The sequence below is a fragment of the Streptomyces sp. NPDC001020 genome, assembly GCF_053599115.1.
On record NZ_JBSFLQ010000008.1, the window covers coordinates 191,101 to 214,037 of the forward strand.

A 22,937-nucleotide genomic window follows, 5' to 3' on the forward strand; every position below is an offset into this window, starting at 1 on the left:
CCCCGTATCCGGGGTGCGATCCGGTGTCGCACCCCTCACCGCACCCGCGCACGACCACGTACCGTTGACGCATGACGAGCATCGGTGGTGCCGAGATGGTCGACTGGAATCTCGCGGTGGCGACCGCGACCCGGCTCCTGCGGCCGGGCCCCGAGGTGAGCCGCGACGAGGCCAGGGCCGTCGTCGCGGAGCTGCGTCGGCACGCGAAGGCCTCGGAGGAGCACGTCCGGGGCTTTACTCGTATGGGCGAACACGGCGCGCACGACACTCCGGTCCTCGTCGTCGACCGCCCCGGCTGGGTGCGGGCGAACGTCGCCGGGTTCCGGGAGATCCTCAGGCCCCTCCTCGACAAGATGCAGCAACGACGCGGGAGCACCCCCGGCGCAGCCGTCCTCGGTTCCGTGGGCGGCAAGGTCACCGGCGTGGAGCTGGGCATGCTCCTGTCGTTCCTGGCCTCAAGGGTCCTCGGCCAGTACGAGACCTTCGCCCCGGCCACCCGCGACCTCCCGGCCGGTGCGAACGGCGGCGGTCGTCTCCTGCTGGTGGCGCCGAACATCGTCCACGTGGAGCGCGAACTCGACGTTCACCCCCACGACTTCCGGCTCTGGGTCTGCCTGCACGAGGAGACGCACCGTACGCAGTTCACCGCGGTGCCCTGGCTGCGCGACCACCTGGAGGGCGAGATCCAGTCCTTCCTGGCGGAGACCGACATCGACCCCATGACCGTCCTGGAGCGCGTCAGGGAAGCCGTCCAGTCGCTCGTCGGCGGCCGCCCGGAGGGCGAGGAGGGCGATGACGGCCACTCCCTCGTGGAACTCGTGCAGACGCCGGCCCAGCGGGAGATCCTCGGCCGGCTGACCGCGGTGATGTCCCTCCTGGAAGGGCACGCCGACTTCGTGATGGACGGTGTCGGTCCGGACGTCGTCCCGTCCGTCTCCGAGATCCGCGAGAAGTTCCAGCAGCGCCGGGCCAGGGGTGCCTCCCGCCTCGACCTCGCCCTGCGCAAACTGCTGGGTCTGGACGCCAAGCTCAGGCAGTACCGCGACGGCGAGCGGTTCGTACGGGCGGTCGTCGAGCAGGTCGGCATGGACGGCTTCAACCATGTCTGGACCTCCCCGAACACCCTCCCGACGAAGGCGGAGATCGCCAAACCGGCGGACTGGGTCGCGCGGGTGCACCGCAAGGCGGAGTCGTGAGCCCGCGCGAGCGCCGTGAAACGAGTCCGGCCGTCGGCAGCAGAACGCCCCGCCAATCACTCGTCCGAGGGACCGTGAGTCATGGATAGGCGTGCGATGCTCGGGGAACGGCCCGTCTCTGTCACCATCGAAACACTCTGAGTGACCGCATCGGGCTCACCCCCCGAAAAAACTTCATGAAGGGAACCGGACATGGGTCCCCATCCTGCGGTCGCGGCGATACGCCTGGCGGTCCGCCGCGTCCTCCACGACATCCTCATCGAGCAGACAACCGACCGGAAAGCCCGCGAGCGCCCCTCCACGCCGCTCGTGCTCGTGGCGTGCTCCGGTGGCGCCGACTCCATGGCGCTCGCCTCCGCCCTCGCGTTCGAGGCCCCCAAACTGGGCATCCGCGCCGGCGGTATCACCGTCGACCACGGACTGCAGCCCGGCTCCGACCTGCGCGCCGAAGAAGTGGTGCTGCGCCTTCGCTCCCTCGCCCTGGCCCCGGCCGAGTCCGTCGCCGTTTCTGTCGGCCGCGCGGGAGGCCCTGAAGCAGCCGCCCGTGACGCGCGCTACGGCGCCCTGGACGCCGCCGCCGAACGCCATGGCGCCGCCGCCGTCCTCCTCGGGCACACCCGCGACGACCAGGCCGAGACCGTCCTGCTCGGCCTCGCCCGCGGCTCCGGCATCCGCTCCCTGTCCGGAATGGCCGCGGTCTCGGGGGCCGGCGGCCGTTACCGCCGCCCCTTCCTGCACCTCGACCGGCAGACCGCACGCAGGGCCTGCATGGTCCAGTCCCTGCCCGTCTGGGACGACCCGCACAACACCGACCCCGCCTACACGCGCTCCCGGCTGCGCCACGAGGGCCTGCCCGCCCTCGAGAAGGCGCTCGGCAGGGGCGTCGTCGAGGCCCTCGCCCGCACGGCGCAGCTCTCCCGTGACGACGCCGACGCCCTCGACGCCTGGGCCGGTCAGGCCGAGACCTCCGTGCGCGACGCCTCCGGCCTGCTGGAATGCGCCAAGCTCTACGTTCTGCCCCCCGCCGTGCGCCGCCGGATCCTGCGGCGCGCCGCCATTGAGGCCGGTGCTCCGGCGGGCTCGCTCTTCGCCCGCCACATCGAGGAAGTCGACCGGCTGATCACCGGCTGGCGCGGTCAGGGAGCCATCAATCTCCCGGGCAAAGTCGTCGCCCAGCGGCAGGGTGGCAGACTTGTGATTCGGCAAGGCTGACAGCGCGCCTCCGGAGGGAGGCGCCCGGTCCCCCTCCGGGGAGGGACCGGTCAGCCACGCGAGCGAGCCGAAGGGCCGCGCCGCCGTCGCAAGGGACGGTGCGCGGGCGTGGGGTGTGGCCGGACACGGCCGCCGTCGCGCGGTCGTCCGGGTACGGGCGACCGCGGAGAGCGGCACCCCGGAGGCGAGCGAGCAACAAGTGCGGGACGACCGAAAGTGATGCGGGTGGACGCGAAAGACATGGGTGCCGACCTCGAGAAGGTGCTCATCACCAAGGATGAGATCGACGCCAAGCTGGCCGAACTGGCCGCGAAGGTCGACGCGGAGTACGCGGGCAAGGACCTGCTGATCGTCGGTGTCCTCAAGGGCGCGGTGATGGTCATGGCCGACCTCGCCCGGGCCCTGTCCACCCCCGTCACCATGGACTGGATGGCGGTGTCCTCCTATGGCGCGGGCACCCAGTCCTCCGGCGTCGTGCGGATCCTCAAGGACCTCGACACCGACATCAAGGGCAGGCACGTCCTCATCGTCGAGGACATCATCGACTCCGGCCTGACCCTGTCCTGGCTGATCTCCAACCTCGGCTCCCGCGAGCCCGCCTCCCTCAAGGTGTGCACGCTGCTGCGCAAGCCTGAGGCCGCGAAGGTCGCCATCGACGTCGAGTGGGTCGGGTTCGACATCCCCAACGAGTTCGTCGTGGGCTACGGCCTCGACTATGCCGAGAAGTACCGCAACCTTCCGTTCGTCGGTACGCTCGCGCCCCACGTCTACGGCGGCTGACCCCTCCCCGGGTTCGGCCGACGGCCGAACCCGGGATCCCGGTCCTCGCAAGACGTTCGGGAACCTCAGCGGGTTTCGCGCCGTTGAGAGGATGCGTGGGCGGTATCGCGGGCAGTCCCCTGCGGCTATGGGCGACAATCCTGGGGTACCGTCAGAAGAACTGTCTTTATCAAACTCACTATGGCAGGAGGGACGGGGCGGCACCGCTCCGTATGGATGGACGTGAAGCGATACTTCCGTGGGCCGGTCATGTGGATCGTGCTGGCCGTCCTCGCCGTGGTCGTGTTGATGCAGGTCGTCGGCTCTTCCGGCGGCTACAAGACGGTGGACACCGGCCAGGTCGTGGCGGCGATCAATGCCAACAAGGTCAAGTCGGCCAAGCTGACCACCGGCGACGAGCAGGTCGTCAAGGTCTCGCTCAAGGACGGCGAGAAGGTCGATGGCAGCTCCAAGATCCAGGCGAGCTACATCGGCGACCAGGGCGTGAACCTGGCCAACACCCTGCAGGACAAGTACCAGCACAAGCAGATCCCCGACGGCTACACGGTGTCGCCGTCCAAGCAGAATCCCTTCGTCGGGATCCTGCTCTCCCTGCTGCCCTTCGTTCTCATCGTGGTCGTCTTCCTGTTCCTGATGAACCAGATGCAGGGCGGCGGCTCCCGGGTCATGAACTTCGGGAAGTCCAAGGCGAAGCTCATCACCAAGGACACTCCGAAGACGACGTTCGCTGACGTCGCCGGCTCGGACGAGGCGGTCGAGGAGCTCCACGAGATCAAGGAGTTCCTCCAGGAGCCGGCCAAGTTCCAGGCCGTCGGCGCCAAGATCCCCAAGGGTGTGCTCCTGTACGGGCCTCCCGGTACGGGCAAGACGCTGCTGGCGCGCGCGGTGGCCGGCGAGGCGGGCGTCCCCTTCTACTCGATCTCGGGTTCCGACTTCGTCGAGATGTTCGTCGGTGTCGGTGCCTCCCGGGTCCGTGACCTGTTCGAGCAGGCCAAGGCGAATGCCCCGGCCATCGTCTTCGTCGACGAGATCGACGCGGTCGGCCGTCATCGCGGCGCGGGCCTCGGCGGTGGTCACGACGAGCGCGAGCAGACCCTGAACCAGCTGCTCGTCGAGATGGACGGCTTCGACGTCAAGGGCGGCGTGATCCTCATCGCCGCCACCAACCGCCCCGACATCCTCGACCCGGCCCTCCTGCGCCCCGGCCGCTTCGACCGCCAGATCGCGGTCGACCGCCCGGACATGCAGGGCCGTCTGGAGATCCTCAAGGTTCACCAGAAGGGCAAGCCGGTCGCCCCGGACGTCGACCTGTCGGCGGTCGCCCGCCGCACCCCCGGCTTCACGGGTGCCGATCTCTCCAACGTCCTGAACGAGGCCGCGCTGCTCACGGCCCGCAGCGACCAGAAGCTGATCGACAACAAGATGCTGGACGAGGCGATCGACCGCGTGGTCGCCGGCCCGCAGAAGCGGACCCGGATCATGTCGGACAAGGAGAAGAAGATCACCGCGTACCACGAGGGCGGCCACGCCCTGGTCGCGGCGGCCTCGCCGAACTCCGACCCGGTCCACAAGATCACGATCCTGTCCCGCGGCCGCGCACTCGGCTACACGATGGTGCTCCCGGACGAGGACAAGTACTCGACCACGCGCAACGAGATGCTCGACCAGCTCGCCTACATGCTGGGTGGTCGCGCGGCCGAGGAACTGGTCTTCCACGACCCGACGACCGGCGCCGCGAACGACATCGAGAAGGCCACGGCCACGGCTCGCGCCATGGTCACGCAGTACGGCATGACCGAGCGCCTCGGCGCGATCAAGTTCGGCGGTGACAACACCGAGCCGTTCCTCGGACGTGAGATGGCTCACCAGCGCGACTACTCGGAAGAGGTCGCGGCGCTCGTCGACGAAGAGGTCAAGAAGCTCATCGAGAACGCGCACAACGAGGCCTGGGAGATCCTGGTCGAGAACCGCGACGTCCTCGACAACCTGGTGCTCCAGCTGCTGGAGAAGGAGACGCTGGGCAAGGAGGAGATCGCCGAGGTCTTCGCCCCCATCGTCAAGCGCCCGCCGCGGCCCGCCTGGACCGGCTCCTCCCGCCGTGCGCCCTCCACTCGCCCGCCGGTGCTCTCCCCGAAGGAGCTGGCACTGACGAACGGAGCGAACGGCGCGACCCCGACGCTCGCCAAGGCGACGGACGCCGCCCCCGCCACGGACGCGGTTCCGGAGGACCGCCGGGAGAGCTGAGTCAGGTCTCACAGGGCCCGGAATTTCTGCCGCGCCCCCTGGGCTCTAGCCTGGGGGGCGCGGCATTTCCGTAGGCCGCGCATGAGACGCGTGATCCGTAAGGCGCAGGAGCGAGGCATCAGATGACCGACCCGGTGACACTGGACGGCGAGGGCACGATCGGCGAGTTCGACGAGAAGCGCGCGGAGAACGCCGTACGAGAACTGCTCATCGCGGTCGGGGAGGACCCGGACCGAGAGGGGTTGCGCGAGACACCGGGGAGGGTGGCGCGTGCGTATCGGGAACTCCTGGCGGGGCTCAGGCAGCAGCCCGAGGATGTCCTGACGACGACGTTCGATCTCGGTCACGACGAGATGGTTCTGGTCAAGGACATCGAGATCGTCAGCCTGTGCGAACACCATCTCCTGCCGTTCCACGGCGTGGCCCATGTCGGGTACATCCCCGCCGAAAGCGGGAAGATCACCGGCTTGTCGAAGCTGGCGAGGCTCGTCGACGTATTCGCTCGTCGTCCCCAGGTCCAGGAGCGGCTCACCACGCAGATCGCCGACTCGCTGATGCGCATCCTCGAGGCGCGCGGCGCCATCGTGGTCATCGAGGCGGAGCACATGTGCATGTCCGTACGCGGCATCCGTAAGCCCGGCGCCAAGACGACGACGTCGGCTGTGCGCGGTCAGCTCCGGGACGCCACGACCCGGGCCGAGGCGATGAGCCTGATACTGGCGCGCTGACCCGAGTCGTTCACCTGGCCGACGGCGCCGTGCCGCCGTTGTGTTCGTTGTGCTCGTCGTCTTCCGGGAGCTTGCAGACTCGTTCCAGGAAGAGTGCCGCCACTATCACCGCGATGGCTGCCAGGACCGAGAAGCCGGCGTAGATGGCCTGGTCGCGGCGGCTGGGGAGGTCCAGGGACTCCAGGAGAACGACGCCCGTGCCGCCGTACAGGCCGGCGACCAGAGCCGCGACCAGGGCGCTGGCCTGGCCGAAGACGACGGCGCGGGCCGCCATCAGCGGGTCGACCCCCTTGGCGTCGGCGCGGCGCTCCCGCTGGGCCTTGAGGCGGGAGCGGAGGGAGAGCGCCGTGGCCAGCAGGACCACGGCGATCAGGGCGAGGACGACGGGTGCGGCCAGGGGAACGCTGGGCAGCGAGCCCACCGCGTTCCACAGGCGGGCGCCCGCCCAGGACAGCACTCCGGCCACCACGAACACCGCTGCCAGTGTCCGGATGCGCAGCTCTTTCACGATGTCCCTTCGTCGGCCCGGCCGCGGGGGCCGCGCATGGTCATGGGCCGGGGAGATCCCGGCCCGGTAGACCTTAACGACTACTCGGGCAGCCGGAGTTCCAGATCGGGGCGGGGCGTGACACCGGCGCGGGTGACGGCGGCGAGCAGGTCGGCCACCGAGCCGTGGCCGGGGAGCTGTGCCTCGGGGTCCAGGTCGTACCACGGCGCGAGGACGAAGGCCCGCTCATGGGCGCGCGGGTGGGGCAGCGTCAGCGCCGGGTCGTCGGAGAGGACACCCGCGTACGTGACGATGTCCATGTCGAGCGTGCGCGCGCCCCACCGCTCGTCCCGCACCCGGTGGAAGGCCTCTTCCACGGCGTGCGCCCGCTCCAGGAGCGACGAGGGGGGCAAGGTCGTCTTCACGACGACCACGGCGTTGAAGTAGGACGGCTGGCTGCCCGGCGCCACGCCCCAAGGCTCCGTCTCGTACACCGGCGAGACGGCCTTGACGCGGACGCCCGGGGTGTCCTCCAGGGCGTCGATGGCGCCCTGGAGCGTCTCCAGGCGGTTGCCCAGGTTCGACCCCAGTGAGATCACCGCGCGCTTGGGGTTCTGCAGGGTCGAGTCTGCGGCGTCGACCCGCTCCACCACGGAGGCGGGTACCGGCTGTACGGTCGGGTCGCCCTGACCTTCGGCGAAGAAAGCTGTCATGCTCGGCTCCGGGTGATGGTGACGGTCACGTCGTCGAAGGGGACCGTGATCGGTGCTTCCGGTTTGTGGACGCACACCTCGACCTCCTTGACCGGGGCGTGCTTCAGGCAGGAGAGGGCGATGCGCTCGGCGAGCGTCTCGATGAGGTCGACGGGCTCTCCTTCGACGAGTGCCACGACCTCCTCCGCCACGACTCCGTAGTGCACGGTCTTCGTCAGGTCGTCGGTGGCCGCGGCCGGCCGGGTGTCCAGGCCCAGGACGAGGTCCACGACGAAGGTCTGGCCCTCCTCGCGTTCCTCGGGGAACACCCCGTGGTGTCCTCGGGCCTTCAGGCCGCGCAGCGCGACACGATCCACGCGAATCACTCCTGCAATCGTCGGTAGCGGCGGGTACTCACCGAGCGCGGTCGGAACACCACCTCGGACGAATCTACCTGCGAGCACTGACAGCGATAGCCCCCGGAGGCATATGCCGACAAGACGGCCACGACGGTTCATCGGGCGTTTTCCCGGTGAACACGATGGCTCACGGGGAGGCGGCCGCACATACCCATGGGTAGGTGATTCCGGCCACTTCGGGGGAGAGGCCGCCCGCCCGCTCAGGAGGGGAAGTCCTCATCCTCGTCTTCGTCACCGGACTCGGCCAGGACGGGGGAGGCGTGGTGTGCCCAGAGCTTCCAGCCGTCCGAGGTGCGCTGGAACACGTTCGTGGCGACCACCAGTTGACCGACGAGCGGGCCCAGCTCGTCGCTGTCGTCGGGGGCGGGGCCACCGCTGAGGATGTTCTCGGTGCAGGTCACCAGCGCGGTGTCACCGGTCACGGAGACGTGCACGTCGGTGAGGAAGAACTGGATGTAGTCGGTGTTCGCCATGATCAGCGCGTACGACCGGAGGACCTCGCCGCGGCCGGTCAGGGCGGGCCAGCCAGGGTGGACGCAGGAGATCACGCCGGTGTCGGCCGGGTCGTGGTACTCCTCGTCGACACCCAGGTCGGAGGGCGTCAGCCAGAGTGCGGACAGCGCCTCGAAGTCGCCTTGCTCCATGGCCTCGTAGAAGGCGGTGTTGGCCTGTTCGACCTGTTCGACGTCGGTGTGGGCAGCGCTCACCGCGCTCCTTCGATGGCGCGTGCGACGCGCACCGCGTCCGCTGTCGCGTGCACCTCGTGTACGCGTACGGCCCACGCGCCGGCCTGTGCGGCGAGTGCGGAGACGGCGGCCGTGGCGGCGTCGCGTTCCCGCGCGGGTGGTGGTGAGCCGTCCGGACCGGCCAGTACGCGTCCCAGGAAGCGCTTGCGGGAGGCCGCGACCAGCAGTGGGTGGCCCAGGGCGTGCAGGCGGTCGAGGTGGGCGAGGAGCGCCAGGTCGTGCTCGGCCTCCTTGGAGAAGCCGAGGCCGGGGTCGACGACGATCCGGTCGGGGGCGATGCCGCCCTCAAGCACTGCCTCCACGCGTGCGTGCAGTTCGCCGACGACTTCGGCGACGACGTCCTCGTAGACGCCCTTGACGCCGTCTCCCTGCAGGATGCCGCGCCAGTGCATGACCACGAAGGGGGCGTCGGCCGCCGCGACGACCGGGATCATCGCGGGGTCGGCGAGGCCGCCGCTGACGTCGTTGACGAGGGCGGCGCCGGCGGCGAGGGCCTGTTCGGCGACGGAGGCGCGCATGGTGTCGACGGAGATCGTGACACCCTCGGAGGCGAGGCCGCGGACGACGGGGACGACACGCCGGAGCTCCTCGGCCTCGTCGACGCGGGTGGCGCCGGGGCGGGTGGACTCGCCGCCTACGTCGATGAGGTCGGCGCCCTCGGCGACCAGATCGAGGCCGTGCTTGACGGCGGCGGTGGTGTCGAACCAGCGGCCGCCGTCGGAGAAGGAGTCGGGGGTGACGTTGACGACCCCCATGACCGCGCAGCGGTCCCATGTCGGAAGGCCTGCCACGTGGCCCCGCCCGGTCTTCGTGCTCATGTGTTCAGCGTAGGCCCCCGCCGGTCCCGCACCCGGCTCGCGGGGTGGGGCAGCGGAGCCGGGGCCTGACGGAGGCCCCGGCTGTGCACGGCAGGGAAGCGGGTTGTGGACCGCCCCGCTTCCGTCAGGCCCTGATCGTGGCTTCCATCCCCCGTTCCGCTCGCCCGTGCGCGCACGGCCGGGCGGAACGGGACCTGCGGCGCAGGAAGCGCGGGAGCGCCAGGTTCACGAAGCCCTCCGCCTGCATGGCCGCCAGCCCGATGCGCGGGAGGTCGCGGGAGGACGCGTAGACCACGAAGCGCGGCTCCCAGCGGGGCTGGAACTTCGCGTTGAACTTGTACAGCGACTCGATCTGGAACCAGCGGGAGAGGAAGAGCAGCAGGCCCCGCCACGCCCGCAGCACCGGGCCCGCGCCGATCTTCTCGCCGCGTGCCAGCGCCGAGCGGAAATTCGCGAAGTTCAGCGAGACGTGTTCGATGCCGAACTTCGGGGCGGCCTGGAGCGCGGCCACGATCAGCAGTTCGTTCATGCCCGGGTCCGCCGAGCGGTCGCGGCGCATCAGGTCCAGGGAGACCCCGTTCGTGCCCCACGGAACGAAGTGCAGCACGGCTTTCAGGTCGCCGTAAGGGCCCGCTTCCGCCGTGCCCTGCCCGTCCATCCGGTGGGCCGTGGCGATCAGGCAGTCACCGTCGGCCGGGTCGCCGAGGCGGCCGAGCGCCATGGAGAAGCCGCGCTCGGTGTCTGTACCGCGCCACTCCTCGGCGGCGTGCCGTATGCGTTCCAGCTCGCCCTCGCCGAGGTCACGGATGCGCCGTACCCGGGTTTCGTATCCCGCGCGCTCGATGCGCTTCACCATCTGGCGCACGTTGCGCATCGCGCGCCCGGTGAGCGAGAAATCCGCTACGTCCACCACCGCCTCGTCGCCCAGCTCGAGGGCGTCCAGGCCGGTCTCGCGGGTCCACACCTCGCCGCCCGTCTCCGAGCAGCCCAGGACCGCCGGTGTCCAGGAGTGGGACTTCGCCTCGTCCATGAAGCGCTCGATGGCGCCGGGCCACGCCTCCACGTCACCGATCGGGTCGCCGCTGGCCAGCATCACGCCTGACACGACGCGGTACGTCACCGCCGCCTTGCCGCTCGGCGAGAAGACGACCGCCTTGTCCCGGCGGAGCGCGAAGTGGCCGAGGGAGTCCCGGCTGCCGTGCTTCTCCAGCAGGGCGCGCAGGTGGGCCTCGTCCTGCTCGGTGAGCTGGGCGGCCGGGTGCTCGGGGCGGAAGGCGAGGTAGATCGTCGTGACCGCGGTCAGCAGGCCGAGTGCGCCGAGCGAGAAGCCCACGGTCCAGGAGGTGTTGCCGGTGTAGTCGACCGGGCCCTCGAAACCGAAGAGGCCGTACAGGACGTGCGCGATGCGGTCGGACAGGCTCGGGTCGCCGACCACGCGGTGCGGGTGGACGCTGACGATGATCAGGCCGAGGCCCAGCGAACTCGCGCCCATGAGGACGAAGTTGGCGAGCGCCCGCCAGCGGCTGCGTGGATCGGGCAGGGCCGCGAACTCACTGCGGTGGCGCACCAGCGGCAGCAGCAGCGCCAACGAGATGAGTGCGCCGATGACCGAGTGGCGGTAGGCGAACTGCGCCACCGCACCCGCCGGAAGGAGCACCACGGCGGCGCGCCAGGCCCGGCGCTTGCGCCGCCGCAGCCCGTGCGCGAGGAGCAGCAGCAGGATGCCGGTGCTCAGCGACAGGGCCGCCGCGAAGGGGCCGAGCGCACCGGGCAGGACCTCGGCCATGCGGTGCATACGGCTGTGCCGGAAGCGAGGGAACACACCCGCCGTGATGTCCAGGACACCTACGAGCGTGCACGCCCTGGCGACCAGCGCAGGGACGACCTCTGGGCGCGGGCCGTGGAGTATGCGCCGCACTGCACGCGGCCGCTCCGGAACCTCACCCGACTTTTCCCCATCTATCCTGACAGACATCGCGTTCCGTAGTTCTTCGAGAGACCTTGAGCCTGGTGCCGATTGGGGCATCCGGCGACATTGCGCCCTCTAGGACGGTGTCTCGGGGAGAGAGGTTCACTCCCCATCACAAAGCCGTTTCAAAGCCGAAGAAAAGTCCGGGACAAACCCTCGCGAAGGAGTGGAGGCGGCTCCCGCGGACGGAAAGCGCAGGCAGGGAAGAGCCCATGGGTCTCACGAGCAACAAAGTACTGGCACTGGCGGTCGCGGCCGCCGTGCTGCTGTTCATCGGCACGGTGTGGTACTGGCCGCGGCTTGCGCGGCGGAACTGGTGGGCCGTCGGCGGACGCATCGGTCTTCTGTTCGTCACCCAACTGGCGATCTTCGCGTCCGTCGGGCTCGCCGCCAACCAGGCGTTCGGGTTCTATGCCAGTTGGGCGGACCTGTTCGGCCAGGAGAGCGGTCAGGGCGTGGTGGTCGACCACAACGCCGCCGGGTCGAGCGCCGGCCCGCTGCAGGTGATAGACACCCAGCAGGTGAACGTGGCGGGCGGCGCGCGGCCGCAGGTCGGGGGCCAGATCCAGAAGGTCGACGTCGTGGGCCGCACCACCCACATCGCCTCGCCCGCGTACGTGTACCTGCCGCCGGAGTACTTCCAGCCTCAGTACCGCACGCGGACGTTCCCCGCGACCGTGGTCCTCACCGGCTACCCGGGTACGGCCCAGGCGCTCATCAAGGGGCTGCACTACCCGCAGACCGCGCACGAGCTGGCCAAGACCGGGAAGATGCAGCCGATGATCCTGGTGATGCTGCGGCCGACTGTGGCGCCGCCGCGCGACACCGAGTGCGTGGACATTCCGGGCGGGCCGCAGACCGAGACGTTCTTCGCGAAGGACCTGCCCGACGCGATCGGGGCCCATTACCGGGTGGGCAAGAAGCCCGGCAGCTGGGGCATCATCGGTGACTCCACGGGTGGGTACTGCGCGCTGAAGCTGGCGGTGCACCACCCGAACGCGTACGCCGCCGCGGTGGGTCTGTCGCCGTACTACAAGGCGCCGATCGACCCGACCACGGGTGACCTCTTCCACGGGGACACGGCACTGCGGAACCGTGCGGACCTGCGCTGGTACCTCAAGTACATGCCGGCGCCCGACACCTCACTGCTCGTCAGCAGCAGCAGGGTCGGCGAGACCGACTACAAGGCCACGCTCAAATTCATAGAGCAGGTGCAGGCCAAAGGGCTGACGCGGATCTCGTCGATCATCCTCGACAGCGGCGGCCACAACTTCAACACCTGGCGACGGGAGATCCCGGCAGCGCTGCAGTGGCTGAGTGGGCGGCTGAGCGACCGCTGAGCGGGAGAATGCGCGGAAGAGCACGGTGAATTCCGCGCAATCCGAAGGAGGTCGGCCCTCTCGTGGGTCGGCCTCCTTCGACGTTGTCGTGGGTCCCTTCGGTGCTGTCGCAGGCGGACGTGAATTCCGGGGGACGGACAGCCCTGAGAGCCTTTCGGAGCCGGGTGGGCAGGGGCTGGAGAGCGAGGCCGGCCGACTGGCGAGAATTGACCTCGTAAGCGGTCGTCACGGTTCTCGGCAGGGCCCTGCGGAGCGTCAGAAGCCCTGCGCTGTGGCGACGATGTGGTGCTCGGGCGTCCGTGCCCCCTCCGCGTTCGAGGGAATTGCGCCGGATTCGGGACGCGGATGTTCCGTTTCCGGTACTCGTCAGGGGCGTGTGAAGGCTTCGACTCGCCCGTGTTTTTACCAGGTGGGGCACCATCATTCGCCTACGCGCGGTAAGTTTCTGGCCATGCCACGTGGACGTCACCGCCATTCTCCGCCCTTGCACAGGACGCTGCCTCCTTCGGTGATCGCCGGCGTCTCGATCGTCTGCGCCGTGGGGCCCTGGCTGTTCACGGAGCCACTGCTGCTCCGTGGGCTGGCCGCGGGTGTCGCGGTGACGACGACCGTCGGTGCTTTCGTCATGCGCCGTTGGGACCTGGCTGCGGGTAAACGCGTCGCCGATCTCACGCGCGCGCGGGCAAGCGACGAGTGGCGCCATGAGGAACGGGTCGCCGAACTGGAGACCGACCTGGAGGAGTCGCGCGAACTGCGCACCAAGCTGGAGAACAAGCTGCGGGCCAAGCGCACGGAGCTGGCGAAGCTGCGCAACGAACACGCGGCGCTCCTGCGGCGGTACGCCACGGCGGAGACCGAGCGGGCCAGCGCCCTGGAGGGTCGCCGCCTGCTGGCCATAGAGACGACTGCTCCGGTCAGGGCGCTGCCGTCGGCGGAGACCGGGGCGCAGGGTGCGCGGGAGACGGCCGATGCCGCCCGGGACACGGCTGCCGGGGCGGACGTCGAGAAGGGCACCGGGTCCGGGTCGTCGGCTCCGCGTGCGTTCACCGCGGAGGGCGCATCGCTCTTCGCGCGGGCCGACTCGGCGCTGGCGCGGCTTGCCGGGCGCGACGCCGGCGTGACGCCTGAGCCCGGTATCGAGGCGACGGACGACGCCGTGGAGGCGAGTGCTTCCGTGCAGGCGGACGACGCCAAGGAGACGGACGCTCCCGAGTGGAGGAACGCTCACTCCACCGTGCCGGCCGCCGTGGCCGTCGTACCGGCGGCTCCGCGACGGCGCCCGGCCGTAGCGGGCGGTTTCGACTACTTCGGCACGCAGAAGTCGAAGGAGGCCCTGGACGCCGTGCAGAACGAGGACCTCGCGGACGTCGTCGGCCAGGAGGCGCTCGCCGTGCACAAGGCGGAGTCCGAGTGCGGCGTCAAGCCCGCGGACCCGCAGACGCGCGCCGTGAGCCAGGTCATCGACCTGACGGCCCATGACGAGACGGAACGCATCGACATCCAGGGGCTGCGCACCGCGGCGTCCTGAGTCCGGCCGGTACGGGTGAGGGGCGGCGGCACATCACGTGCCGCCGCCCCTCACGCGGTTGGGCCCGTCCTTGCCCACCGGATGCGGGCCGTCATGCCATCCACCGGTCAGGCCGGGCGGCCCGCCGCCCCGTACGCGACCGGTCGGCCTGGGCGTACAGCAGCGCCGCCGCCTCCTCGGCGTCCCGTAGACGCGCCGTCACCGTCTTGTTGGCGCCGGTGTCCACGTGCACGTCGGCGACCCGCAGGAGCCGCTTCCACGGCCCCTGGGTCAGCCGTACGCTCTGGACCTTCGCGTGCGGTACAAGGGCGAGGCTGCGGCGCAGCAGGCCGTGCCGGGCGGCGAGGACCATGTCGGTGACGGCGAGCCGGTGGCCGCGCCACCAGAGCGGCACGCACCAGCCCGCACGGCGTGGCGGCCGGGGCAGGGACGCGGGCACGGTCACCCCCGGCAGCACCCGGGCGATCACCGCCTCGGCGGCCTCGCGCGGGGCGACCGGTATCAGAACCGAGTGGGCGGAGCCCGCCACGTCCAGTTTGACCTGTACCCAGCCGAGCCGCCGCCACAGGAGCGGCTCCACGATGTGCACGGTCTGCACCCGGCCGGGAGGCACGGTCTCATGGACGCGGTCGAGCAGTCCGTGGTCGATGCGCAGTCCGTCCGGCGATTCGCCGACCGTCCAGTCGTAGGCCTGAACGAACCTTCCCACGCTCCTGGTGGCCGCTCCGCCGAGCAGCGGCAGCCCGATCGCGAACACCGTCCACAGGCTGTGGGCGTTGAACCACAGCACCGACGGAATGACGAGCGCGGCGAGCAGCGAGCCCCAGGTCGCGCCGGTGAGCAGCAGGGAGAAGGCCAGCACGCCCGGGGGCACGCGCAGCAGCCGCCGGGCGGGCGCCTCGCCCACCTCGTGGGCCGTCTCGGGAGCGAAACCGGCGGCGCGGGCGAGGAGTTCGGCCCGCAGCTCCCGCGCCTCGCCCTCACCGATGAAGGCGAGTTCGTCCTTCTTGTCCGTGCCGATGATGTCGAGCTTCAGCTTGGCGACGCCCGCGACCCGGGCCAGCAGCGGCTGGGTGACGTCGACGGCCTGCAGCCGGTCCAGACGGATGTGCGCGGTGCGGCGGAAAAGCAGGCCCGTACGGATGCGCAGTTCGGTGTCGGTCACCGCGAAACGCGTGAACCACCAGCTCAGGAAGCCGTACAGGGAGGCGGCCGCGACGAGGATCGCGAGGCTCGTCAGAAGGGTGGTCGCGGTCAGCCTCGTCAGCTGTTCGTGGGCCTGGCTGGGGTTGTGCACCGCCCATCCGGCGATCAGGGTGACCGGCGCCCAGCCCCGCCGCAGGGGGGTCACGGGGTGCAGACGCCGTCCCGCGACCTCCTGCCCGGTCTCCTTCTGCCCCTCGGGCTGCTCCCCGGACGTGCTCACAGCCCCGCCGATCGGGCCTCGCCCAGTTCGGTCAGCCGGTCGCGCAGCCGTGCCGCCTCGGCCGGGTCGAGGCCCGGGATGGTGGCGTCCGTCGCCGCGGCCGCGGTGTGCAACTGGACGCTCGCCAGCCCGAAGTGCCGCTCCAAGGGCCCGGAGGTGACCTCGACGAGCTGCATGCGCCCGTAGGGGACCACGGTCTCCTCACGCCACAGCACGCCCCGGCTGATCAGCAGGTCGTCGGCCCGCTCGGTGTACCGCCAGGAGCGCCAGTTCCGGCCCAGCAGCACCCAGCCCCACGGCAGCACCGCCGGCGGCAGCAACGCGAAGAGCGCCCAGCGGGGCCCGGCGAGCAGGCCGAGCAGCAGCCCCACCGCGACGGCCAGAAGCCCCAGCCACACCACCAGCAACAGCCGCCGCATCCGCAGCAGGCCCGGCGGCAGCCCCGTCCAGACGCGCTCGCCGCTCCCCGCCCCAGTCCCCGTATCCATCCCGCAAGCGTACGTACGAGAGACTGGGGTCATGACTCCTACGACGGAGACCATGGTCGGGATCGGCGGTGCCGCGGAGAGCACCGACATGGTGCTCAACATCGGCCCCCAGCACCCTTCCACGCACGGCGTGCTGCGGCTGAGGCTCGTGCTGGACGGGGAGCGGATCGCGCACGCGGAGCCCGTCATCGGCTATATGCACCGCGGCGCGGAGAAGCTCTTCGAGGCGCGGGACTACCGCCAGATCATCATGCTCGCCAACCGCCACGACTGGCTCTCCGCCTTCTCGAACGAGCTGGGTGTGGTCCTGGCCGTCGAGCGGATGCTCGGCATGGAGGTCCCCGAGCGCGCGGTGTGGATGCGTACGCTCCTCGCGGAGCTGAACCGGGTGCTGAACCACCTGATGTTCCTCGGCTCTTACCCGCTGGAGCTGGGCGGCATCACACCGGTGTTCTACGCCTTCCGGGAGCGCGAGGAACTCCAGAACGTCATGGAGGAGATCTCCGGCGGGCGCATGCACTACATGTTCAACCGCGTCGGCGGCCTCAAGGAGGACCTGCCCGCCGGCTGGACCACGCGCGCGCGGGGCGCTGTCGCCGATGTGCGCTCCCGGATGGACCGGTTCGACGACCTGGTGCTCGGCAACGAGATCTTCCGCGGCCGCACGCGGGGCGTGGGCGTCCTCACGCCCGAAACCGTGCACGCCTACGGCGTGAGCGGGCCGATCGCGCGCGGCAGCGGCGTGGACTTCGACCTGCGCCGGGACGAGCCGTACCTGGCGTACGGGGAGCTCCAGGACACGCTGCGGGTCGTCACCCGGCGGGAGGGCGACTGCCTGGCCCGCTTCGAGTGCCTGCTGGAGCAGACGCACAATGCGCTCGACCTGGCGGACGCGTGCCTGGACCGGCTGGCGGAGCTGCCGCCCGGCCCGGTCAACCAGCGGCTGCCGAAGGTGCTCAAGGCCCCCGAGGGCCACACGTACGCCTGGACCGAGAACCCGCTCGGCATCAACGGCTACTACCTCGTCAGCAAGGGCGAGAAGACCCCGTACCGGCTGAAGCTGCGCTCGGCCTCGTACAACAACATCCAGGCCTTGACCGAACTGCTGCCGGGGACCCTGGTGGCGGACATGGTGGCGATCCTGGGGTCACTGTTCTTCGTGGTCGGGGACATCGACAAGTAGCTCCCCGAGTGAGACGTCCGCGATCCCGACGGGCTGCAGCAGCCAGCCGAAGTCACCTAGGCCGCCCGCCGCGATGAGTTCCGCGGCGGCCCCGGCGTGCGCGAGGGCGCGTACGTATGCCGCGGGGTCGGCGGAAGCGAGTGCGAGCCGCGGGCGTGCGCCGGTGATGCCCAGCGCGCGCAGGGCGGCGCGCTGGGTCAGCAGGCGGGCACCCGGCAGGGCGCACGCGTCCAGCGCCACATGTGCCGTGATGTCGCACGAGCCGTCGGGCACGGGTACGGTCTCCCGGCCCGCGCGGAATCCGGTGAGCGTTCCGAAGGGCGGCCGGGTGTCCGCACGGTGCGCGTAGTCGGCGGCGACGGCGAGCCCGCGGTCGACGGTGGCGACGGCGGCGGCCCAGGCGGCGTCCCTGGGCAGGCCGATCTCGGCACGCATTCCCTCGGCCAGCAGCGGCCACCAGCGTGCCAGCCACTCCGCCTCCGGGCCCGTGACCGGATCACCGAGGCGCTCGGTCCCGTCCTCCCGTACGAGGACCAGGCGCGGTACGCCGTCGGAGCCCGCCTCCGCGACCTCGACCGGCACGTTGTCCAGCCACTCGTTCGCGAACAGCAGCCCGGTGATCCGCCCGGGAGGCGCGTCGAGCCATTCGATCCGGCGATCGAGGCCCTCGGGGCGGTCGGCGATCTCGACGGCGTACACGCGCACCCGGGCGCTGACGTCCGGAGGCAGTGCGTCGAGCACGCCGGTGGCCAGCTCGCCGCGACCGGCCGCCATGTCGACGAAGGCAAGCTCGGCGGGCCGTCCCAGTGCCTCGTCGACCCGGCACAGCAGCCGTGCCACGGAGGCGGCGAACAGGGGCGAGGCGTGCACAGACGTACGGAAGTGCCCCGCGGGCCCCTCGGGCCGCCGGTAGAACCCGGCCGCCCCGTACAGCGCCTCCCGGGCAGCCGCCCGCCAGCCACGCCAGTCACCGTTCGCCTCGTCTGCCACGGGGTCAGGCTAGGCCTGGTGGACGAGGGGCGGGGAAGCGGAGGGGCGGTGGCGCGGGCGGGGGAGTGGGCGTGCGCGGTGAGCGGTGCGTGCCCGGAGCCCGGCTCTCGTGATCTCCTCCGGTGCGCCCCTCACCGCTCGGGATCAGGGAGCATCCACCTTGCGGAGTATGCGTGTGCGCCCCGGATCGGCCCTCCGGTTGACCCCGCACACGCTGCACTTCCCTACGCTGGGTTACGTGCAGCGCCTCTATGACTTCCTCCGCAGACACCCGACGTGGGTCGACGGCTTCTGGGCCGCCATCCTGTTCGGGCTTGCCTGCGTGAGCGCGACGAACATCAACGGGGCGCCGGACCGCCATGGGTCGCTGCCGGGCGGGATAGCGATCTCGGTCGTCCTGTCCCTGGTAGTCGCGCTGCGCCGCCGCATGCCCGAGAAGATGCTCCTCGCGGCCGTGGCGGCCGGGCTGGCGCAACTGGTGCTGGACGAGCAGTCGACGATGATCGCGGACTTCGCGATGCTGGTGATCATCTACACGGTCGCCGCTGTCGGCGCCCGCTGGGCCTCCCGCGTCGCCCTGATCGGCGGCCTGTGCGCCGGCACACTCGCGCAGATGCGCTGGCCGCATGAGGACACGAGTGCTCTGGGCAATGTCGCGATAGCGCTGTTCCAGACCGTCCCCTTCGCCCTCGCCTGGGTCCTCGGCGACTCCCTGCGTACCCGCCGTGCCTACCTCGCCCAGCTGGAGGAGCGCGCCTCCCGCCTGGAGAAGGAGCGCGAGGCGCAGGCCAAGGTCGCGGTCGCCGCGGAACGCGCCCGCATCGCCCGTGAGCTGCACGACGTGGTCGCGCACAACGTCTCGGTGATGGTGGTGCAGGCCGACGGCGCCGCCTACGTCCTCGACGCCGCGCCCGACCAGGCGAAGAAGGCCCTGGAGACGATCTCGGGGACCGGCCGACAGGCCCTCGCCGAGATGCGCCGCCTGCTCGGCGTGCTGCGCACCGGCGAACACAAGGAGGCCGGCGAATACGTCCCGCAGCCCGACGTCGAGCAGATCGACGACCTCGTCGAGCAGTGCCGCAACGCGGGCCTGCCCGTCGACTTCAGGGTGGAGGGCACTCCCCGCCCGCTGCCCAGCGGTGTCGAGCTGACGGCGTACCGCATCGTCCAGGAGGCGCTCACCAACACCCGCAAGCACGGGGGTCCCAACACGGGCGCGAGCGTACGGCTGGTGTACTTCGACGACGGCCTCGGACTGCTCGTCGAGGACGACGGCAGGGGCGCCCCGCACGAGCTGTACGAGGAGGGCGGCGTCGACGGCCAGGGTCACGGCCTGATCGGCATGCGCGAGCGCGTCGGCATGGTCGGGGGCACCCTGGACGCGGGTCCCCGCCCCGGCGGGGGCTTTCGCATCAGTGCCCTGCTGCCGCTGAAAGCGGCCCCCTGACACGTGCCCCTGTCCGCGACACGACCCAGCCACCCGACCCAAGCCCGACTGTGAGGACCCCCGCCATGCCGATCCGCGTGATGCTCGTCGACGACCAGGTGCTGCTGCGCACCGGGTTCGGGATGGTGCTGGCAGCCCAGCCGGACATGGAGGTCGTCGCGGAGGCGGGCGACGGCGTCGAGGCCCTTCAGACGCTGCGCTCCACCCAGGTCGACGTGGTCCTCATGGACGTCCGTATGCCGAAGCTCGACGGCGTGGAGGCCACCCGCCTCGTCTGCGCGGAGCCCAATCCGCCGAAGGTGCTGATCCTGACCACCTTCGACCTCGACGAGTACGCCTTCTCCGGGCTCAAGGCGGGCGCCTCCGGCTTCATGCTCAAGGACGTGCCGCCCGGCGAGCTGCTCGCCGCCATCCGCTCCGTGCACAGCGGTGACGCCGTGGTCGCGCCCTCCACCACCCGCCGGCTCCTCGACCGTTTCGCGCCCATGCTGCCGAGCGGCGCCTCGGAGCCCCGGCACAAGGAGCTGGCACGGCTCACCGACCGTGAACGCGAGGTCATGATCCTGGTCGCACAGGGCCTGTCGAACGGCGAGATCGCGGCGCGGCTCGTGCTCTCCGAAGCGACCGTCAAGACGCACGTGGGCCGCATCCTGACCAAGCTGGGGCTCAGGGACCGGGTGCAGGTGGTCGTCCTCGCCTACGAGACCGGTCTGGTGCGTGCGGGCGGGCACGGTTGAGTCGAGGACGCCCTGACGCGCATCCGCTTCGGCCGACGGCTATCTGAGGATCCCTTCCAGGAAGTCGCTCCCCAGCCGGGCCACCGCGGAGACGTCCAGCTGGTGCAGCACATACCGGCCGCGGCGGCGGGTGGTGAGCAGGCCCGCCTTCTTCAGGGTGCTCAGGTGCCGGGATATCTCGGGTGCCGTCATGCCGTGCACCTGGGCCAGCTCGCCCGTGGTGAACGCGCTGCGGGCGAGACTGCGGCACATACGCATCCGTACCGGGTGGGACAGGGCGGCCATCCGCAGGGTCAGCTGCTCCACCGACGGCGGGGCCGCGGGCTCCGGGGAGCTGACCGGGTAGTGCAGCACCGGCTGCCAGCCGTAGCGGTGGAGCACCATCAGGTGCGGCCACCCCAGACTCGTGGGCACGAGCAGCAGGCCGCCGTCCAGCGTGGCGGTGCGGCCCTCGCCGAGCTTGTCGACGGTGATCCGGTCCGCGGTCCGGTCGAGCGTCACAGCGGACGACACCGACGCCAGTGCCTCGGCGAGGCCTTTGCGTCGCAGGAGGTCCGTCTTGTGCCGGGCGTCCGCCGCCAGTTGGTGGCGCAACCGGGACCAGGTGCCGGCGAAGAACGCCTCGTCGCAGTCCTGGAGGAACTGCCGCAGCCAGGCCCGGATGCGCGGTGGGTCGGCCAGCAGCCGCTCACTGAAACGCAGTTGCTGGGGGCCGCGCGCCGCGGCCAGCTCCAGGGCGCGCCGACGGGTACCCGCGTCGGTGAGCGCGTCGGGACCGGGTGCGCTGTACGGCAGCGCGCACGTGAACTCAAGCGCCGTGTCCACGAACTGTTCGTCGTTGAGCTTGTCCAGCAGGTCCAGCTCCTCGCCGAGCGTGGCACCGGGGAGCGTGTCCCGGCCCGGTAGGCCCGCGCACGGCAGGAAGAGGTCCGAGAACGTGGTCCGCCACAGGAAGTCCGCCTCGCACATCCGGTCGGCCAGGTGCGAGTCGAGGCCCGCGGCCACGGTGGTCGCCCAGCCCTGCAGCCCGGGATGGTGGCCGGGCTCGGCCAGCGCGTGCAGGGCCATCCCGAGCTCGGCCAGCGGCGAGGGCACGACAGCGATCCTTTCCTGCCGCAGCCCGGTGACGTCGATCTCCACGCTCATGGCCTTCATGGTGCACCCCGCCACCGACAACGCCGCCGACGATTGACGACGGCCGTCAATCGGGACGACGCACGGCCGGGGCGGGGACAGGCTGGAGCACCGCTGCCCGGCCGTCACCCGCACCCCCTATTGCCCCGGCAGCCGCCCCACGAACTCCGTCACGGCCGCCTTCACGTCGTCCGCCGTCCACAGCAGCCCATGGGCCTTCACGGAGACCTCCGTGAAGGCCAGTCCGGGGCCGCCGCGGTCCCATGGGTTGGCGAACAGCAACGTCCCCGTCTCCTCCGCCTGCCGGATCGCGGCCTGTTCGAGGACCTCGGCGTCGTACGGCAGCCAGACCTGGAACTCGTGCGTGTGCGGCTCTGCGGGGTGCAGGTGCGCCCACGGCACCCCAGCCGCCGCGAAGCCCTCGCGCAGCGCGGCGGCGACCACGCGCGCTTGGCGCACGTACTCCGGCAGCCGGGGCAGCTCCCGCTCCAGGCCGACGAGGGCCGACAGCGCGGCCGGGAACTGCTGGAAGGCCAGGCCGCCATAGCGGTGCCGCCAGGCCTTCGCCTCCTGGACGAGCGCCCCGGGACCCGCGAGCGCGGCGCCGCCGTACCCGTCGAGGGACTTGTAGAACGACACGTAGACGCTGTCCGCGAGATCCGCGATCTCGTCCAGGGGGCGGCCGAAATGGACGGTGGTCTCCCACAGGCGTGCGCCGTCGAAGTGCACCACCGCGTCGCGCTCACGCGCGGCCTGTACGACCTCGGTCAGTTCCTCGAAGGAGGGCAGGACGAAACCGGCGTCCCTGAGGGGGAGTTCGAGCATCAGCGCCCCGAAGGGCTCCTCGAACCCGCGCACCTCGTCCGCGGTCGGCAACCGGGGCTCGCTCGTCACGTGCACCGGCCGCAGTCCGCCGACCTGGCTGAGCGCCTTCCGCTCATGGACTTCGGGGTGGGCGAGCGCGTGCAGGGCCACCGTGGGGTTCCCCGTGCGGCCCGCCCAGCAGCGCAGCGCCACCTGCTGGGCCATGGTGCCCGTCGGAAAGAAGGCGGCGGCCTCCTTGCCGAGCAGCCCGGCGACCTTCTCCTCCAGGGCTTCCACGACCCCGCTCCCGTAGATGTCCCCGGTCTCGTCCAGGTCGTACACGTCCTGCGCGTCGTCCAACAACGCCAGCCGCTCCCGGAGCGTTCCCAGGAAGCCCGGGCGTGCCAGGACGCGCTCCGCGCGCCGGTAAGCGGCGATCCGGTGCTCCCTGCGCTGGCGCCACCCCTCCTCGTAGGCCGCCGTCGGCTCCTCGCCCTGTCCCGTCGTCTGCGCCATGTCCCCCTCCGCCCTCGTGTTCATGCCCGGATCATGCCGCCCGGCCGTCGCCT

21 protein-coding genes are annotated in these 22,937 nt (G+C 70.9%); 10 read left to right on the forward strand and 11 right to left on the reverse strand.

Annotation, left to right across the window (positions count from 1 at the left end):
- Positions 1 to 71: 71 nt before the first annotated feature.
- The 5 genes from ACWDEX_RS10180 to folE all read left to right on the forward strand — a co-directional run bounded on the left by ACWDEX_RS10180 (position 72) and on the right by folE (position 6,160).
- Positions 72 to 1,196 carry a zinc-dependent metalloprotease gene (locus ACWDEX_RS10180; RefSeq protein ID WP_450462810.1) on the forward strand — a complete coding sequence of 375 codons (1,125 nt, stop codon included), beginning with the start codon at positions 72 to 74 and terminating at the stop codon, positions 1,194 to 1,196.
- Between the two features lie 192 nt (positions 1,197 to 1,388).
- The gene (gene tilS, locus ACWDEX_RS10185; RefSeq protein ID WP_450462811.1) at positions 1,389 to 2,408 is read left to right on the forward strand and encodes a tRNA lysidine(34) synthetase TilS; all 1,020 of its coding nucleotides are present in this window, start codon (positions 1,389 to 1,391) and stop codon (positions 2,406 to 2,408) included.
- A 219-nt stretch (positions 2,409 to 2,627) separates the two neighbouring features.
- On the forward strand, positions 2,628 to 3,188 hold the full coding sequence (gene hpt, locus ACWDEX_RS10190) for a hypoxanthine phosphoribosyltransferase (protein WP_450462812.1): 561 nt from the start codon (positions 2,628 to 2,630) through the stop codon (positions 3,186 to 3,188).
- Positions 3,189 to 3,404: 216 nt separating this feature from the next.
- On the forward strand, positions 3,405 to 5,432 hold the full coding sequence (ftsH, locus tag ACWDEX_RS10195; protein WP_450462873.1) for an ATP-dependent zinc metalloprotease FtsH: 2,028 nt from the start codon (positions 3,405 to 3,407) through the stop codon (positions 5,430 to 5,432).
- 122 nt (positions 5,433 to 5,554) lie between these two features.
- Positions 5,555 to 6,160 (forward strand): GTP cyclohydrolase I FolE, encoded by a 606-nt coding sequence (gene folE / locus ACWDEX_RS10200; protein ID WP_450462813.1) that lies wholly within the window; start codon positions 5,555 to 5,557, stop codon positions 6,158 to 6,160.
- Between the two features lie 10 nt (positions 6,161 to 6,170).
- On the opposite strand, the gene ACWDEX_RS10205 is transcribed toward folE, so the two are convergent.
- The 6 genes from ACWDEX_RS10205 to ACWDEX_RS10230 form a co-directional block, all read right to left on the reverse strand.
- Positions 6,171 to 6,668 (reverse strand): DUF3180 domain-containing protein, encoded by a 498-nt coding sequence (locus ACWDEX_RS10205; protein ID WP_450462814.1) that lies wholly within the window; start codon positions 6,666 to 6,668, stop codon positions 6,171 to 6,173.
- Between the two features lie 80 nt (positions 6,669 to 6,748).
- Positions 6,749 to 7,360 (reverse strand): 2-amino-4-hydroxy-6-hydroxymethyldihydropteridine diphosphokinase, encoded by a 612-nt coding sequence (gene folK / locus ACWDEX_RS10210; protein WP_450462815.1) that lies wholly within the window; start codon positions 7,358 to 7,360, stop codon positions 6,749 to 6,751.
- Entirely contained in the window at positions 7,357 to 7,716 is a 360-nt protein-coding gene (gene folB, locus ACWDEX_RS10215) for a dihydroneopterin aldolase (RefSeq protein WP_450462816.1), read from the reverse strand. Before folB ends, folK begins: the two co-directional genes overlap by 4 nt.
- A 242-nt stretch (positions 7,717 to 7,958) precedes the next feature.
- Positions 7,959 to 8,465 carry a nuclear transport factor 2 family protein gene (locus ACWDEX_RS10220; protein WP_450462817.1) on the reverse strand — a complete coding sequence of 169 codons (507 nt, stop codon included), beginning with the start codon at positions 8,463 to 8,465 and terminating at the stop codon, positions 7,959 to 7,961.
- Positions 8,462 to 9,322, reverse strand: a complete 861-nt coding sequence (gene folP, locus ACWDEX_RS10225) for a dihydropteroate synthase (RefSeq protein WP_450462818.1) — start codon at positions 9,320 to 9,322, stop codon at positions 8,462 to 8,464. The genes ACWDEX_RS10220 and folP overlap by 4 nt, the downstream gene beginning before the upstream one ends.
- A 124-nt stretch (positions 9,323 to 9,446) precedes the next feature.
- Positions 9,447 to 11,297: a phosphatidylglycerol lysyltransferase domain-containing protein gene (locus tag ACWDEX_RS10230; RefSeq protein WP_450462819.1), complete on the reverse strand. Its 1,851-nt coding sequence runs from the start codon at positions 11,295 to 11,297 to the stop codon at positions 9,447 to 9,449.
- A 206-nt stretch (positions 11,298 to 11,503) separates the two neighbouring features.
- Here ACWDEX_RS10230 and ACWDEX_RS10235 point away from each other — a divergent pair, with 206 nt between their 5' ends.
- Positions 11,504 to 12,631 carry an alpha/beta hydrolase gene (locus tag ACWDEX_RS10235; protein ID WP_450462820.1) on the forward strand — a complete coding sequence of 376 codons (1,128 nt, stop codon included), beginning with the start codon at positions 11,504 to 11,506 and terminating at the stop codon, positions 12,629 to 12,631.
- Between the two features lie 451 nt (positions 12,632 to 13,082).
- A complete protein-coding gene (locus ACWDEX_RS10240; protein WP_450462821.1) occupies positions 13,083 to 14,159 on the forward strand; it encodes a hypothetical protein in 1,077 nt (358 codons plus the stop codon).
- A 91-nt stretch (positions 14,160 to 14,250) separates the two neighbouring features.
- On the opposite strand, the gene ACWDEX_RS10245 is transcribed toward ACWDEX_RS10240, so the two are convergent.
- On the reverse strand, positions 14,251 to 15,585 hold the full coding sequence (locus ACWDEX_RS10245) for a PH domain-containing protein (RefSeq protein WP_450462822.1): 1,335 nt from the start codon (positions 15,583 to 15,585) through the stop codon (positions 14,251 to 14,253).
- Positions 15,582 to 16,073, reverse strand: a complete 492-nt coding sequence (locus tag ACWDEX_RS10250; protein ID WP_450462823.1) for a PH domain-containing protein — start codon at positions 16,071 to 16,073, stop codon at positions 15,582 to 15,584. Before ACWDEX_RS10250 ends, ACWDEX_RS10245 begins: the two co-directional genes overlap by 4 nt.
- Positions 16,074 to 16,104: 31 nt before the next feature.
- On the opposite strand from ACWDEX_RS10250, the gene ACWDEX_RS10255 reads away from it, so the two are divergent.
- Positions 16,105 to 17,256, forward strand: coding sequence for an NADH-quinone oxidoreductase subunit D (locus ACWDEX_RS10255; RefSeq protein ID WP_450462824.1), 1,152 nt, complete (start codon positions 16,105 to 16,107; stop codon positions 17,254 to 17,256).
- Here the strand turns inward: ACWDEX_RS10255 and ACWDEX_RS10260 are convergent.
- Positions 17,221 to 18,246, reverse strand: a complete 1,026-nt coding sequence (locus ACWDEX_RS10260; RefSeq protein ID WP_450462825.1) for an SAM-dependent methyltransferase — start codon at positions 18,244 to 18,246, stop codon at positions 17,221 to 17,223. The genes ACWDEX_RS10255 and ACWDEX_RS10260 overlap by 36 nt on opposite strands.
- Positions 18,247 to 18,484: 238 nt before the next feature.
- Here ACWDEX_RS10260 and ACWDEX_RS10265 point away from each other — a divergent pair, with 238 nt between their 5' ends.
- Together ACWDEX_RS10265 and ACWDEX_RS10270 are read left to right on the forward strand one after the other, a co-directional pair.
- Positions 18,485 to 19,693 carry a sensor histidine kinase gene (locus ACWDEX_RS10265; RefSeq protein ID WP_450462826.1) on the forward strand — a complete coding sequence of 403 codons (1,209 nt, stop codon included), beginning with the start codon at positions 18,485 to 18,487 and terminating at the stop codon, positions 19,691 to 19,693.
- A 65-nt stretch (positions 19,694 to 19,758) separates the two neighbouring features.
- Positions 19,759 to 20,430, forward strand: coding sequence for a response regulator (locus tag ACWDEX_RS10270; RefSeq protein ID WP_450462827.1), 672 nt, complete (start codon positions 19,759 to 19,761; stop codon positions 20,428 to 20,430).
- 39 nt (positions 20,431 to 20,469) lie between these two features.
- Here the strand turns inward: ACWDEX_RS10270 and ACWDEX_RS10275 are convergent, their stop codons facing one another.
- Positions 20,470 to 21,576: a DUF5937 family protein gene (locus ACWDEX_RS10275; RefSeq protein WP_450462828.1), complete on the reverse strand. Its 1,107-nt coding sequence runs from the start codon at positions 21,574 to 21,576 to the stop codon at positions 20,470 to 20,472.
- Between the two features lie 126 nt (positions 21,577 to 21,702).
- The gene (locus ACWDEX_RS10280) at positions 21,703 to 22,884 is read right to left on the reverse strand and encodes a threonine aldolase family protein (protein WP_450462874.1); all 1,182 of its coding nucleotides are present in this window, start codon (positions 22,882 to 22,884) and stop codon (positions 21,703 to 21,705) included.
- Between the last annotated feature and the right edge of the window lie 53 nt (positions 22,885 to 22,937).